The sequence below is a fragment of the Paenibacillus kribbensis genome (genome assembly GCF_001705305.1).
Classification (GTDB): domain Bacteria; phylum Bacillota; class Bacilli; order Paenibacillales; family Paenibacillaceae; genus Paenibacillus; species Paenibacillus kribbensis_B.
The window spans coordinates 542,861-556,146 of the sequence record NZ_MCBP01000002.1; the positions used below are offsets into that span (position 1 = coordinate 542,861).

The 13,286-nt window shown below is 43.3% G+C and carries 14 protein-coding genes and 1 pseudogene; 4 read left to right on the forward strand and 11 right to left on the reverse strand.

The genetic code is table 11. From position 1 onward, the window contains the following. Positions 1-39: 39 nt before the first annotated feature. Positions 40-282, reverse strand: a complete 243-nt coding sequence (locus tag BAZ21_RS05640; RefSeq protein ID WP_068497875.1) for a hypothetical protein — start codon at positions 280-282, stop codon at positions 40-42. 224 nt (positions 283-506) lie between these two features. On the opposite strand from BAZ21_RS05640, the gene BAZ21_RS05645 reads away from it, so the two are divergent. Next, positions 507-668, forward strand: coding sequence for an aspartyl-phosphate phosphatase Spo0E family protein (locus tag BAZ21_RS05645; protein WP_068497877.1), 162 nt, complete (start codon positions 507-509; stop codon positions 666-668). 14 nt (positions 669-682) lie between these two features. Here the strand turns inward: BAZ21_RS05645 and BAZ21_RS05650 are convergent, their stop codons facing one another. Together BAZ21_RS05650 and BAZ21_RS05655 are read right to left on the reverse strand one after the other, a co-directional pair. Beyond that, the gene (locus BAZ21_RS05650; RefSeq protein WP_068497881.1) at positions 683-931 is read right to left on the reverse strand and encodes an AbrB/MazE/SpoVT family DNA-binding domain-containing protein; all 249 of its coding nucleotides are present in this window, start codon (positions 929-931) and stop codon (positions 683-685) included. A 168-nt stretch (positions 932-1,099) separates the two neighbouring features. After that, positions 1,100-1,528: a pyridoxamine 5'-phosphate oxidase family protein gene (locus tag BAZ21_RS05655; RefSeq protein WP_068497882.1), complete on the reverse strand. Its 429-nt coding sequence runs from the start codon at positions 1,526-1,528 to the stop codon at positions 1,100-1,102. Positions 1,529-1,628: 100 nt separating this feature from the next. Here BAZ21_RS05655 and BAZ21_RS05660 point away from each other — a divergent pair, with 100 nt between their 5' ends. Together BAZ21_RS05660 and BAZ21_RS27645 are read left to right on the forward strand one after the other, a co-directional pair. Further along, entirely contained in the window at positions 1,629-2,573 is a 945-nt protein-coding gene (locus BAZ21_RS05660; protein ID WP_068497885.1) for a helix-turn-helix transcriptional regulator, read from the forward strand. 139 nt (positions 2,574-2,712) lie between these two features. Next, positions 2,713-2,958 (forward strand): annotated as a pseudogene (locus tag BAZ21_RS27645) (transposase); the annotation flags it as partial. Positions 2,959-3,154: 196 nt separating this feature from the next. Here BAZ21_RS27645 and BAZ21_RS05670 read toward each other — a convergent pair. The 7 genes from BAZ21_RS05670 to BAZ21_RS05695 form a co-directional block, all read right to left on the reverse strand. Beyond that, positions 3,155-4,474, reverse strand: a complete 1,320-nt coding sequence (locus tag BAZ21_RS05670) for an aromatic amino acid transport family protein (RefSeq protein ID WP_068497889.1) — start codon at positions 4,472-4,474, stop codon at positions 3,155-3,157. A gap of 173 nt (positions 4,475-4,647) precedes the next feature. After that, the gene (gene sdaAA / locus BAZ21_RS05675; protein ID WP_068497891.1) at positions 4,648-5,538 is read right to left on the reverse strand and encodes an L-serine ammonia-lyase, iron-sulfur-dependent, subunit alpha; all 891 of its coding nucleotides are present in this window, start codon (positions 5,536-5,538) and stop codon (positions 4,648-4,650) included. Positions 5,539-5,560: 22 nt separating this feature from the next. Next, positions 5,561-6,259: a serine dehydratase beta chain gene (locus BAZ21_RS05680; RefSeq protein WP_068497893.1), complete on the reverse strand. Its 699-nt coding sequence runs from the start codon at positions 6,257-6,259 to the stop codon at positions 5,561-5,563. 87 nt (positions 6,260-6,346) lie between these two features. Further along, on the reverse strand, positions 6,347-6,511 hold the full coding sequence (locus BAZ21_RS30190; RefSeq protein ID WP_373441516.1) for a hypothetical protein: 165 nt from the start codon (positions 6,509-6,511) through the stop codon (positions 6,347-6,349). Between the two features lie 61 nt (positions 6,512-6,572). After that, entirely contained in the window at positions 6,573-7,247 is a 675-nt protein-coding gene (locus tag BAZ21_RS05685; protein WP_068497895.1) for a helix-turn-helix transcriptional regulator, read from the reverse strand. 436 nt (positions 7,248-7,683) lie between these two features. Next, positions 7,684-8,250: a hypothetical protein gene (locus BAZ21_RS05690; protein ID WP_068497897.1), complete on the reverse strand. Its 567-nt coding sequence runs from the start codon at positions 8,248-8,250 to the stop codon at positions 7,684-7,686. A 13-nt stretch (positions 8,251-8,263) separates the two neighbouring features. Further along, a complete protein-coding gene (locus BAZ21_RS05695; RefSeq protein WP_068497900.1) occupies positions 8,264-9,775 on the reverse strand; it encodes a DUF4153 domain-containing protein in 1,512 nt (503 codons plus the stop codon). Between the two features lie 146 nt (positions 9,776-9,921). Between BAZ21_RS05695 and BAZ21_RS05700 the strand changes: the two genes are divergently transcribed. Next, a complete protein-coding gene (locus BAZ21_RS05700; RefSeq protein WP_068497902.1) occupies positions 9,922-11,664 on the forward strand; it encodes an ABC transporter substrate-binding protein in 1,743 nt (580 codons plus the stop codon). A 210-nt stretch (positions 11,665-11,874) separates the two neighbouring features. Here the strand turns inward: BAZ21_RS05700 and BAZ21_RS05705 are convergent, their stop codons facing one another. Then, positions 11,875-13,275 (reverse strand): transcriptional regulator, encoded by a 1,401-nt coding sequence (locus tag BAZ21_RS05705; protein WP_068497904.1) that lies wholly within the window; start codon positions 13,273-13,275, stop codon positions 11,875-11,877. Positions 13,276-13,286 lie beyond the last annotated feature (11 nt).

A 13,286-nucleotide genomic window follows, 5' to 3' on the forward strand; every position in this document is an offset into this window, starting at 1 on the left:
TATGACAGCCAAAGTCGTTTCTTAATAGAGCGGCTTTTTTTATTTTTCCGAAAGGGTGATAGTTTTGCCATGCATAAGAATTGTCCCATTGTTAATAAAAAGAGCCAGATACGGAGAACCACTTCTACGTCCAATGGTTTGAACTACCTGCTTCGTATCTTCCTGAATCTCTAATTCTCTTACAAAATTCTCTTGTCCATTTACTATACTTAACACTCCAACACCGATACGCTTATGATCTTTGTAAGCTATTAGAGAAAATGGCTTGTCTGCATTATTCACTATTTTGTAGTTTAGTAGCTCAAACTCTTCTTTACCTGCAACTTTTTTGATTGCTTCCTCATTAATGGCGGTGTATTTATCTCTTGTGAAGTCATTTGAAACTACAACAATGAGAACTATACATTTCTATACAGGAACAATCCTCATATTCCTCATGCACTTTCATTTTTCCCATAAATACACATGACACCCTAAAATAAGTATCATCTAAGGAGGGATGTATGATGGGAAGTGAAAAAACTTTGCAGCAGCGATTGGAGAAAAATCGGCAGCGGCTCTATGATTTGCAAGCGAAATACGGATTAGGTCATACCAATGTACTCCGGCAATCTATGGTTTTGGACGAGCTGATTAATCAATATAATCGGATATACTATGCCAAATAAGCTGATTGCCAGCTTTATCGTTTATTTTTCAATTCATTCATACAAGAGATACAGATCCAAGCATTTTTAAAGTATGTAAGATGCTCAAGCTCGCCACATAAAGTACAGACTTCCCCCGTGCATTGTCGCATGATTATACCACTGTCCGTCATCCAAAACTCCATGGCTGTATGCTTGCCAATCCCGAAACGCTTCCTTATTTCCACGGGGATGACAATCCGACCCAAGCTATCCAGGTCCCTGACCAATCCTACGCGATCCAAGAAATAACCTCCTTCATCCCAAAATATCAATAGCTCAAAAATAGGCATAAATGCCTGGAATAAGGAAATATTTATCATGACATGGCGCGAACTGGAAAAAGAAGCGTTCGAACTGGAAAAATATAAAACGCCTTGCCGGGAAAGAAGTTCCCCAGCAAAGCGCATGAATTACTCGAACCTGATCTGACTCGGTTGTTGATCATATCCCAAAATGATCGTGGCTTCCTTGATTTGAATTTCAAAAACCTCCAGTGTCTCACGGAGACCCGACAGGATTTCATCATACCCCGGAACCTTGGCCAAAAATAGCTCCTTCACCTCGTCTATAGAATACTTACTCTTCTCAACCATAGCATGGTGGGAACGAATATGAGGAATACCTTCTGTCGGGATCGTTGTAAAGGCTACTTTGTTATTTTGTCCAAACTCGGCAACCTTCTGATTCCTCCGATCTGACGTGAAATAAATAACTCCCGGCCTGTTGGTGTCATAAGCAAAATTGACATTTCTGACATTGGGAATGTTGTCGACCGATGTTGCCAAAGCGATCCTGTTCGTCTCTTCCAAAATCTCGTAATACCCTTGCATGTTGCTCATATGATCAGCCTCCTCAATTGCTTTACGACATGATTCTATCACCGACCATTGACAGCTATATGGCAACAATTCAGAATGAAAATAAAAAGGCTGATGCTACATGAAAATTGACCGACTGATTTCTATTATTATGGTTCTGCTTGAACGTAAAAGAATGAGCGCAAAGTCTCTATCTGACATGTTTGAGGTTTCACTTCGGACCATTTATAGAGATATTGAGACCATCAACATGGCGGGTATACCTATCGTATCGGCTCCTGGCGTGAACGGCGGATTCCGTATCATGGACGAATATAAAGTGGATAAAAAAGTGTTCACACCTGCCGATATTACAACACTTCTGATGGGGCTTGGAAGCATTTCACCCATGCTGACCCGCGAACAGATGTTAGGTACACTTGCCAAAGTCAAAAGCCTCATGCCAACAGAGCAGGCTCACGAAATAGAACTGAAATCAAGTCAAATCATGATCGACCTCAAACCTTGGATGGGCAATGTAAATTTGCAGGTGTTTTTAGAAATGATTAAAACTGCTCTTCAAAAGCACTCTCTTCTATCCTTCCAATATTCCGACCGCAAAGGCCGAATGAGTACCCGCAGGATTGAACCATACAAGCTCGCGTTAAAGGAAAATCATTGGTATGTTCAAGGTTTTTGCCTCCATAAGCAGGACTTTCGTTTATTCAAATTATCCCGCATATCCCAGCTGGAAGTTCTGGATGAGACCTTTACACGTAGGGAATTACCTGAATCGATCTCCGAATTTACCAGTATCATGTCTCAAAAGCAGAGACCCATCCAATTGCTGATTCACGAATCCCTTAGAGATCGGATGCTGGATTATTGCAGCAGCGAACATATCACGCCCCATGGAGATAATCATTTCATTGTTCATTTTCCATTTATCGCTGATGATTTTGGTTACAATCTTCTACTCAGTTTCGGTGATCAATGTGAATGCCTGGAGCCACCGGACGTAAGGGAAGAAATGATCCGTAGAATTGAAAGAATGTCCCAACGATATGAGCGGAGGAAAGAGCAATAGTGCTCTTGTTAATCATCACTTATCTGCATCATTCACTAATGTATTATCATATAGTTGAAAAAATTAGCAATTATTATTTATGTAAAGAGAGGTACCCAGAGGGTTTTAAATATTTAATTTGAATATCAAGTTGCCTCAGCAACCACTTAAGTTCAGCGTCAAAAAAAATCCCGATCATCTCAATTGGCTTCATACGATGATCTCTAACACCAAAGCGTTTATCGGCGGTACGTTTCACGGTTTGGCTCCTAAGCATTTGCAGGCCTACCTGGACGAGTTTTGCTTTCGTACCAACCGAAAGCAGTTTGAAGGACAACTGTTCAATCGTCTTTTACTCGCTTGCGTAGCTACAGAAACCATTACGTACCATAAACTTACAAATTGACCGCTTGCGGATTAAACTTGATATTCAAATTAAAGAAAAAAGGGCAAACTCTCCAAGGTGAGAAGAGTCTGTCCAAAAACAGATATATCTTATCCATGATCTCTTTGGTTTAACAACATAAAATTCAATTCCGCCAGGAATCTTTCGTTCTTTTTTCATATCCCATTATTTTTGCACTAGAACCAACAATAGTGAATTAGAATAATGACATAATACTTGCTAGGACAGTAAGTACACCTATAACAATGATAAATACATTGCTCTTTTTCCCTCTGTATTTAGCTAGTACTGGTACTTTACGGATCGCATACATTGGTAATAGACATAAGATAGCAGCAACTAACGGACCGCTAAGGGCATCAATGATTCCAAGAATACTTGGATTTGCATAAGCAACATACCAGCATGTTAATACGACAAAAGCAAGGATCATTGTCTTAACTGTTTTTTCTTCTATATCTTTTCCGCGTGTTTTACTGAACTTGATAATCATGTCACGCATTACCTCATATGCTCCTATATAATGGCCAAGGAAGGACTTTGTTATAGCCATAAAAGCAATGATAGGAGCTACAATAGTGATTAGAGGCGAATTAAGCTCATTAGCAAGATATGATAGAATTGACAAGTTCTGTTCTTTTGCCATTATAAGATCATTTGGAGTCAAACTCAAGGCACTGCTCCAAACAAAGAACATAACAACAGCGAATGTCATGATATAACAAACTTTTTGTATTTGAGCACATTTGGCATCAGTAGCTAATATTCCATATGTAGCTCTCTGTTTCGTAACAAATGACGAAATAATAGGAGAATGATTAAACGAGAATACTATGATTGGTAGTATCATCCATATCATTCCAAAATATCCTTTTTCTGTTGAAGCAGTAGAAACACTTGAAAAACTAAGCATTGACGTATTCCACTGTGGAATCAAAGATATTGCGATAAAAAGTAGAGAAACTATGAAAGGATATACTAGCATGCTCATTATCTTTACAGTAATATCTTGACCAAAATTTAGTATAGCTATAAGACCGAGTACTAATACAAGTGATAAAATAGCCCTTGAAGGCTCCTTCATGTGTAATTGATTCACGATAAAACTACTTGCAGTATTTGTAAGTGCAACCGAATACATCAGCACAATAGTATAAATTGAGCAGAAATATACTATGTTAAAAATTATACTTGCCTTATTTCCGAAATACTCTCTTATTGTACCTGTAATCCCCTCATCAGCAGAATTGGAAGCGTTTATCATTTTAGCAAGCGCCCTATGTGAAAAATACATAACAGGAAATGCAAGTATGGTAATTAACAGTAATGATAATAAACCACCTGAACCTGCATTAATAGGTAAAAAGAGTACTCCTGCTCCAATTGCTGTTCCAAAAAGGCTCAATGCCCAGGTAGTATCCTGTTTATTCCACTTTTTAGGTTCTGGATATTTCTCATTTTTTACTGCAGTATTTTCAGCTTGAAATTCTATTTTTTTTGCAGCATTACCATTCATATAATAATTCCTCCTTAGTTAGTCATTAACCTGATGGATTTGTTAGCGTTTACAAAACATTTTAATTGTATAATAGTATATTTTAGTGATAATGGCTCTCATTATACAGACATCCTTAAGAGAACAATAGAGAATAGAATTGTTAATTATTTCATAATATTTATAATAACTGTTTATTGTTTCAATTGGATCTCTCCAAAAATTTTACTTTTAATGGTAATTCCTGTAGGTGTGGCCGCAATTCCGCCTAAACCTGTCTCTCTTAATTCGCGAGGCATCTGTCTTCCAACTCTATACATCGCTTCAATAGCTTCGTCAGCATTGATGATATTGTTTACGCCGGCTAATGCGATGTCCGCTGCTACTAAAGCATTTGCCGTTCCAATGGCGTTTCTCTTTACACAAGGAATTTCCACCAAACCAGCGACCGGATCACAAACTAAACCGAGTAAATTTTGTAATGCGGTTGAGAAAGCTTCAGAAGATTGCTGTGGCGTTCCTCCGGCAGCTTCTACCGCTGCTGCAGCCGCCATTGCTGAGGCACTGCCTACTTCAGCTTGACATCCTCCGTACGCTCCGGAAATACAAGCTTTATTTGCGACTATCATTCCAAATAAAGCTGAAGTGAATAGAAAATGGACCATATCTTCATGACTTAACTGCAACGTATCTTTAATACTAAATAGGACTCCCGGGATCGTCCCACTCGCACCTGCTGTTGGAGTTGCACAAATAACCCCTAATGAAGCATTTACTTCATTAACACCGATAGCACTTTGAACCCCTAACACCATCAAATCTCCAGAAAGAGTTTTTCCATTTTCTCGATATTTTTTTATTTTAACAGCATCACCTCCGGTTAAACCGGTCGGAGAAAATACCCCGTCGCCCTCGATACTTTTATTTATGGAATTTTCCATAGTCACTAAATTTTTTTTCATTTTATTACAAATTTCTTCATAAGAATTTTTAGTTTGTTTGATTTCCTGTTCGATTGCTAATTCATAAATTGGCTTTTGCCTTTTATTAGCTGCATCTACAATTTCTTTTATGGACATATACATATTTTTTCAACCCCTAATGTAACTAAAGGATAATGATATTAGCTATGCTGCTTAAACTTCCCAATTCCTTCTGAACATCATCAGGCAATAGCGAATCCAAAGCGAATGCATACAAATATTTTCCGTTTTCTTCTAAAATATGATAGTTGTTAATTTCCACATCATATTGTTTAAAGATCCTGCGTAAAACAAATTCAAAGTCAGCTCTTTCGGAAATCGCAATAATAACTGGCAATGGCCCCTGCAGATCTAAGCTAAATCCGTCAATTTCAACATGTTTGACTTCAATTAATCCGCCGCCGACCGAAATACCCATCGTTCTAATACTTCGACTTTCATTCTCTAAATATACATCTGCCGTATTTGGATAACCAACAGGACTATCACCTGCTTTTTCAATAAAGGTAATGTCAATTCCTTTAGATTCTGCTATTTTAATAGCATCTGGCACTTTGCTGTCATCGGCAGCAAATCCTAATATCCCAGCAATAATTGCAAAATCAGTTCCGTGTCCTTTATGGGTTTCAGCAAATGACTCATAATACCTTACCACGATTTTTTTTGGAATACCTTGAAATAATTTACTGGCAACTGTTCCAATAGCTAAGGCACCTGCAGTATGTGAACTTGAAGGACCTATCATTATCGGCCCAATCACATCAAAACAACTTTTGTATTTAACAACCTTTTTTTCTTCAATAGATATTACATTCATGTTCATATAAGCCCCCCATAATTTATTATTTCTCAACTTTCTCACCCCAAAAAAACCTTGTAATCACTTACCGGAGTCAAAGCTTCTTACGTTTTATTTGATAGTTGGTTTAGCTTCCCAGTAACCATCTTGAAGGTTCTGGAATCCTGCCGGCATTTTTTTCTCGATATACTTTACCAAGAACGCCACTAGATACCCGGCGACAAAACCGGGCAGCATGCCCATTCCGGCGCATGCGGCACCGGCAAGGGCGCCCATGAGCAATTTCCTCCCTAAACTATTAATTCATGTATGCGTTTTCTTGTTGTTGATTAGAAAATTAGTCTTCCCCTTGATTGTTGTTATAATTTCTTAAATGCAAGTAAACCGTGTGCTTTGAGATCTTAAGCGCATTGGAAACGATAGCCACGGAATCGCGCATTTGAAAGACGCCGCGTTCTAAGAGCAGCCTGATAATTTCTTTATTCCGATTATGATGCGGGATATCTTGGGAAGCGTCGACCTCGTGAATCGTCGTTTCTATGGTGTTCTTCAGCAGGTCCTCCACTGAGTTAGCGAAATTCTCTTTCACATTGTTTTCAGGGGATAGGAGTTGATTCGGCGAAAAGGTGTTAAGAAAGTTTGACAGGGAACCGTCAAGATTCATGTTGATGCACAACAAGGCGATAATTTTATTATCCTTACCCCGAATAGCGATGGTGCTGGACTTCATTAGCTGGCCGTTCTTGCCGCGGGTGAAGTAGCTTTTGGATTGTTTAGCGCCTGAATCCTCAAGCTCCTTAAGCATACGCAAGGCCAAGTCGGTAATAGGAGCGCCTACCTTTCTTCCGGAGTGGTGACCGTTGGCGATTACGACTGCGGACTGATTATAATCGTGCAAGCTATGTAGAACGACTTCGCATTCCGATCCTAAGTAGTCCGCAATGCCATAAACCAGAGCTTCATAAGACTTTATAATCAGGTGATCCTCGTCTGTAAAAGATAAGTATGACATCGTATAAGGATTACCTCCCTCCTTAGATAATAACCTGAAAGTTGAGTTAATCAAATTTAGTTAACTCAATCAACTCGTCGTAATTGTATACAAAAAAGTTGATTCCTGCAAGAGGCTTCACAACACTGTCAATATCTTTTTATCTTTCCTGCAAAATGCCTTGGGAACCCCTAAACTTATAAATCCTTTAATGTAAAAAACAAGACATACAGCTCATGCTGTATGCCCTGTTCTCAGCCGCTTGATGCGGCTGCTGTTACATGGATCTTTGCGGGTTTACTGCGTATCTCTTATGATATCCTCCATTTTCTCTCTGTACGGATAAATTCTATTCTCGTCAATTAGCATGGCGTAGTAGAAAGATGTGTTACGGGAAAAAGGATGAAATAACCTAATAGGTAATTTCTTTTGCTTCCTCGCTGTAGTGGATGCCTGTTCATTCTTCACTCCGCCCGTTCAGCCACTTGAACCAGTGGAGCAAATGACTGAACCGGTACTCATGCTGGGAAGCATACGTCCATACCTCCGGCTCTTCACCGGGCTCCTTCCAGACGAGCATGGAAAAGTGACCTGCCTCCTCATTGGCAACCGACAGCAGCGAAAGACGATCATCCCCGAATCGGTAGGGAGCCGATTCTACCCAGTAATTCCGCATATCGCTGATCCAGCCGCGGAATTGTTCTGTACGTGCGATCCGCAGAACTTCAGCAGGCAGGAGCAGATGCTCGCCGATGTCCTTCCAGCCCCCCGCATATCGGTACCGCGCTGCCAGCAGTGGACTGAGCGGCCGGGTTTTACCGGGAGCTAACGTAGGCATGCACTCGACGGGAACGACCGGACCGATGCTCTGGATAGCATAGGAGCGGGCCTCCTTCTCACTCATTCCGCAGGACATAGCCTCCGTGATAAATTCGTTCCGTCGTGTACCAAACTGATGCCGATACTGTGACATTTCATCCCGCAACTCCAATACCATCCCTTGTAATGCATCTGTTCCGATCATTCTCAAGCACCTCTCATTCCAAAATATAGTCTTGCAGCTCCTGCTGCGCTCGATACTTAGCCCAATTGAACGCAGGCCACGCCGTTTCTTCCCTTGTCATGCTCATCAGACGCCCTTGCAGGTACTCATCCATCGCTCCATGTTCCTTACGGCTAAATTCAATCAGTAACGGAACGGCGTCCGCCGATAATCCACTCAAATATTCCTTATCTATCACCGATGTCGTGCGGTATCGTTCGAGATTATTTTCAGCAATACGTACATCAATCCCCACATAGTTCACGACGACATAAGCCACCAGCGCGAGTACAATATAATATTTTGCTAGCGGCAGCTGACGGATATGAATACGCACGGCTGCAATGAGCAGCAGCAAACCCAGAAAAATCATAAACGCGTGTACCAGATAGCGGGTGTACGTATAGCCGTATGCCTCTTCATACATGACTAGCCGGGTATATCCCGAATAGAGCATCACACCCGAGCAGCCAACGAGTATATAGAGCAGACCGCTGTTGATTTTTTGCAGTATGCCTGAGCTGAATTCAGTCCACTTCAACACACTGATCATCAGTACAAAATTGATACCTGTTACCATCACCAGCTCCCCGAATCCCCTTCTTGCATATTCTGCATACGAGGTTCCTTCGGGTAAAGCGCCTTCCCATGCACCAAACAAATACCCAAACTGCAGCACCACAAACACTACATACACCAGATTCATGACGATCAGCACGGTAGCCGTGATCACCGGATCAAACTTGATCGCTACCGGCTCGTGATAAGGTACTGCTGGCGATTGAACTTCTCTCTCTGTATCACGCGGGGCAGGGTGCATGAACCCCCACAAATAACAGAAGAAACAGAAGGTAAAAAAGCAGACCCAGATCAGCCGCAGCATCCCACTCCCAAAGGACCATGTGCCAATCCATGCAGGTATGCCGGATAATAGCTCCTCAAACATCCCGTCTGCCGAAGCCAGCAAGGATACAATGATGAACAGCAGCGGCAAGGCGATGAGCAAACCAATCATCACTTTGCCCAGTACACGCTTACGCTCATCCTTTACATTCCGAAAGGCCGCCCTCTTGAACATCCGAAACGGAGTCGCGATATGGCGCATATTTTGATAAAACCAATGGCTTAACGCCTGACCGATCATACCGGGCTCCGACCAGCCATACCTCTTCTCCCCCAATAACAGCACCATATGTACACTAATCAGAGCGGGTATAGCCAGCGCATTTAACACATATAGAACCGGGTTATTGAACAGTGCATACGTCAATGCCAGCATGATAATGATGACAGACAGCAGACGCCCTATCCATGAACCGAGCTGGATACGATCTCGATTGAAGACATACATATAGGCGTAAAACACAATGACAAAAATAGGCATAGACACGCCCAGCCCATGTCCGTAAAACAGATATTGATGAACCAGCGCGAGCACAATCGCGCCAGCAAAGGCAGACAAAAACGACGGTTTCGGCAGAGATGTTCCACTCATCTTGTCATCCATGGTAAATACCTCCACAAATATGCTTTATAACCCTTATTGTAGATGATAAAATAAGAAGATAAAGAGAAATTAATTGAAACAAAATTTCCTATTTTATATAAGTGGCTGCGCTTTAATCATGTATAGAGGAAACGGAGCGACTATAAATGAAACTTCATGCCCAATTTTTGCAGCTTCACTCCCACACCGCTGACGACAAAGACGAGGATCATACCGTAGAGACTACGCTGGATGAGCTGGCGGCTATTTTTGACTGCACCCACCGCAATGCCCTGATGATCGTTCAGAAAATGGAGCAGCATGACTGGATTCAATGGACTCCCCGCCGCGGCCGGGGCCGCCGCTCCAGCCTGCGCTTCCTGATCCAGCCGGAAGACATTGCTGTACAGTCCATGATGCAGGCCATTGACCGCCATGACATCAAGCGTGCGCTGGATGAAATCCGGGCCCATTCGCGCTCCTCCACGATGCAGGAGCATTTGCAGGGCTGGCTGCTGAATTACTTCGGCCATCACGCGGAGGTGCGCAGCGATCAGCAGCAGATCGACACGCTGCGTCTGCCTATTCGCCAGCAGCTCTATACGCTGGACCCGCTGTACTTGAACTGGCTCGCCGAGTCCTTCGTATCCAGCCACGTCTTTGATGGGCTGGCCCGCCGGGCGAACGAAAGCGGCGAGATTTTGCCGGGGCTGGCACACGCTTGGGAGGTGGACGCCACCCGTACGCAGTGGACCTTTTTCCTGCGCAAGGAAGTGCTGTTCCATAACGGCAAAATATTGACCGCCGATGACGTCGTCTATACCTTTGAGCGATTGCGTCGCGCACCGGGAAGGAGACTGTACCATTTTATCGTCCGGCAAATTCGGCACGTGCAGGCACTAAGTCCGACCATGGTACGCTTCGAGCTGAAGGAACCGAACGAGCTGTTTCTGTCCTTCCTGTGTACCAGCCGGGCTGCGATTGTGCCGCGTGAGCTGAATCAGGCGGGTGAAGCCGCCTTTGGCATTCGCCCTGTTGGTACAGGGGCGTTCAAGGTTACAGAAATGAATGAAAGCCTCTGTATACTAGAGGCTTTTGCACCTTATTTTCAAGGCAGGGCCCATCTGGATCGGGTAGAGATTGTACAGCTCCCGTGGGCGACCAAGCTGGAATCTTTGGATACGGAGGATAACGCTTCTTCTTTTCACATCATCCATAATCCCATATCGGCGGGAGGCACAGATGCTGCATGGAGCCAAATTCACTCGGCGGCTTCGGTACGTAAATTTATTACATGCAACACTCACAAGGATGGGCCGCTGCGCAACCCGGACGTGCGCGCCCGGATCGTAGCCTGTCTGGAGCAGCGCAACCTTCCTCCCGAAGAGGTGGGGGCGTCCGACAATTCATATGAACCACTGGCGGCGTTGCAAATTGCCACCATTCCCGAATATAGAGCGGATGCAGACCGGGTCGCTGCCCAGCTCGAAGCCTGGGGGTATACCTGTAATATCGTAGCCGCATCCATGAATGAGTTCAAAAGCTCATCGATTCGCATGGAGTCGGATTTAATCATCTTCTCTCTATTTCGTGATCGTGATGAGCAATTGCGCTTGTTTGATCTGTATCTCAATGTGTCTGGCCATGTGGAGCCGCATAGCCGTGTGGATATCGAAAGACTGCTGCGTGGAATTGCACGCGAGGCCGATCATACCGTCAGGGCGCAGCAATTTGAACATATTGAAACACGGCTCATCCAGGAGCACCAGCTGCATATTTTATATGAAAAGCCTGTTCAGACCGCCTATCTCCCTTCTGTGCGCGGTGTATCTTTTAATAGCCAGGGCTGGGTGGATCTGCGTCATGTCTGGTTTCCACCCGCTTTACCTCCATCATCCAACCCTTCATAGACAAGCAGTTCATCCGAGTGTAATGGAACGACTCAAAAAAGGTATCCTCTTTTTACAAGAGAATACCTTTTGGGTTACCACCAATCCAGACCTTTTCAAGCAAATGTATCCTTGGCTGAATATGTCCATCCCCCCATCCCGTGACTGCGAACGTCGCAAGGATCTTCGTAAGGAGGAGCAACGAGTGAAAAATTTAACAGGATAAAAGCATTAAATGCGAGCAGAGTAAAAACGATCTTTTTTATCATGGATGTATTCTACCTCTCCAAGTAAGTTTTTATATTCCTTTTTGTCCTCAGAAGAGGCAATATGTCGGTACTTTTCAAATAATCCTACACATTTGATGGTGACAGGATTACCATTCAGCATTACGGAATAAGAAAGGCTCTCCAGCAAGAATTTCATACCTTTGGTATAGCGATCTTTATTGAGATCATAACAAGCCATCTCTGCCAAAAATCGTGCATAAAGATCTGCTGACATTTGTTCTGTATAAGTGCCTACCTTGACATGCTGATCTGCTAATGCCTCAATTTGTTTTTCAAAACGCTGCAGTACATGATCGACATTAAAATCATAACGGTTGGCCGCCACCAGAATTTTATGCAACCCTACCAGAATTTCGCCTTCGTTTTTCTCCAAATAGTCTACATACTGTGGAATCACGTCCAGGCTGCCGGACATCAACTGATAGAGATACCCGTTGGCCTCAGCCCAGTTGCTACAAAGGGCCTTCAAACGGCGCGCTTCTTCTGTGTCCTCTTTTACCCAGCTCAAATCAGAATACAAGGATACATATTCCAGTGCCTTCTGATAATCCCCACGCTCGTCCCACACCCCGGCGCGCATCACATAAGAGTATACAATGTACATAAACAAAGGACCCTTGGGTTCCTTGCCACGCTCTGATCTTCTGGTATTTCCGTATTTTTGCTCGTATTGCACCTTGGCTTTTTGGCCCATTTTTTCAGCTAACCATTCTACTTTATCCCAACGTCGCAAGGAGGCATAAGTATTAGCCAAGTCTTTTAAGGCCTCCAGTTGGTCTGCTTCACCCAGTCGATCCACAAAGCTCTCAAAGTGTGTAGCCGCCCATAAATTTTCGTCCTGCTCATCACCAATGGCAATCGTGAATAACCGATACTGGCAAAGAGCCAGACGCTCGGAATGTTGGTATTTCTCACTATCCGAGACATTTTTATAGATAATAGCCGCAGCCTCATACTTGCCTTTTCTGAATAGCTCTTCTGCCGTCTCAAATAAAGCCGGGGCGTAAATGAGATAGTCCATCATAAACTCCACGACCTGCTTAATACAATCCAGTTTGTTCAGCTCTGCACAGCGATGCAAAAATGGCCGAACCCGTCGCCAATTTGGTGCTGTATTCCGTATAAACTCATCAATGTATAACTCATAGAGGCTTCCTTCTTCAAGCCCCATGCCTGCCCCAATCCGATCCAGCAGGAGCATCGCGATCGGCCGATTGCCGTTAATAATGGCACTGATCGTTCCTGCATTAATACCTGTGTTCTCCCCAAACTTGCTAATCGTAATTCCTTCTCGTCTAATATACTGCTCCAGCTCTGCGCGAATTGTGGTTGTTTCCTTCAAATCAGGCACCC

Bases quoted from the DNA above. Each gene is read 5' to 3' on its own strand.
- BAZ21_RS05680 (WP_068497893.1), bottom strand. From the start codon at position 6,259: ATGAACATGAATGTAATATCTATTGAAGAAAAAAAGGTTGTTAAATAC.
- BAZ21_RS05645 (WP_068497877.1), top strand. From the start codon at position 507: ATGGGAAGTGAAAAAACTTTGCAGCAGCGATTGGAGAAAAATCGGCAG.
- BAZ21_RS05670 (WP_068497889.1), bottom strand. From the start codon at position 4,474: ATGAATGGTAATGCTGCAAAAAAAATAGAATTTCAAGCTGAAAATACT.
- sdaAA (WP_068497891.1), bottom strand. From the start codon at position 5,538: ATGTATATGTCCATAAAAGAAATTGTAGATGCAGCTAATAAAAGGCAA.
- BAZ21_RS05700 (WP_068497902.1), top strand. From the start codon at position 9,922: ATGAAACTTCATGCCCAATTTTTGCAGCTTCACTCCCACACCGCTGAC.
- BAZ21_RS05695 (WP_068497900.1), bottom strand. From the start codon at position 9,775: ATGGATGACAAGATGAGTGGAACATCTCTGCCGAAACCGTCGTTTTTG.
- BAZ21_RS05655 (WP_068497882.1), bottom strand. From the start codon at position 1,528: ATGAGCAACATGCAAGGGTATTACGAGATTTTGGAAGAGACGAACAGG.
- BAZ21_RS05685 (WP_068497895.1), bottom strand. From the start codon at position 7,247: ATGTCATACTTATCTTTTACAGACGAGGATCACCTGATTATAAAGTCT.
- BAZ21_RS05690 (WP_068497897.1), bottom strand. From the start codon at position 8,250: ATGATCGGAACAGATGCATTACAAGGGATGGTATTGGAGTTGCGGGAT.
- BAZ21_RS30190 (WP_373441516.1), bottom strand. From the start codon at position 6,511: ATGGGCGCCCTTGCCGGTGCCGCATGCGCCGGAATGGGCATGCTGCCC.
- BAZ21_RS05660 (WP_068497885.1), top strand. From the start codon at position 1,629: ATGAAAATTGACCGACTGATTTCTATTATTATGGTTCTGCTTGAACGT.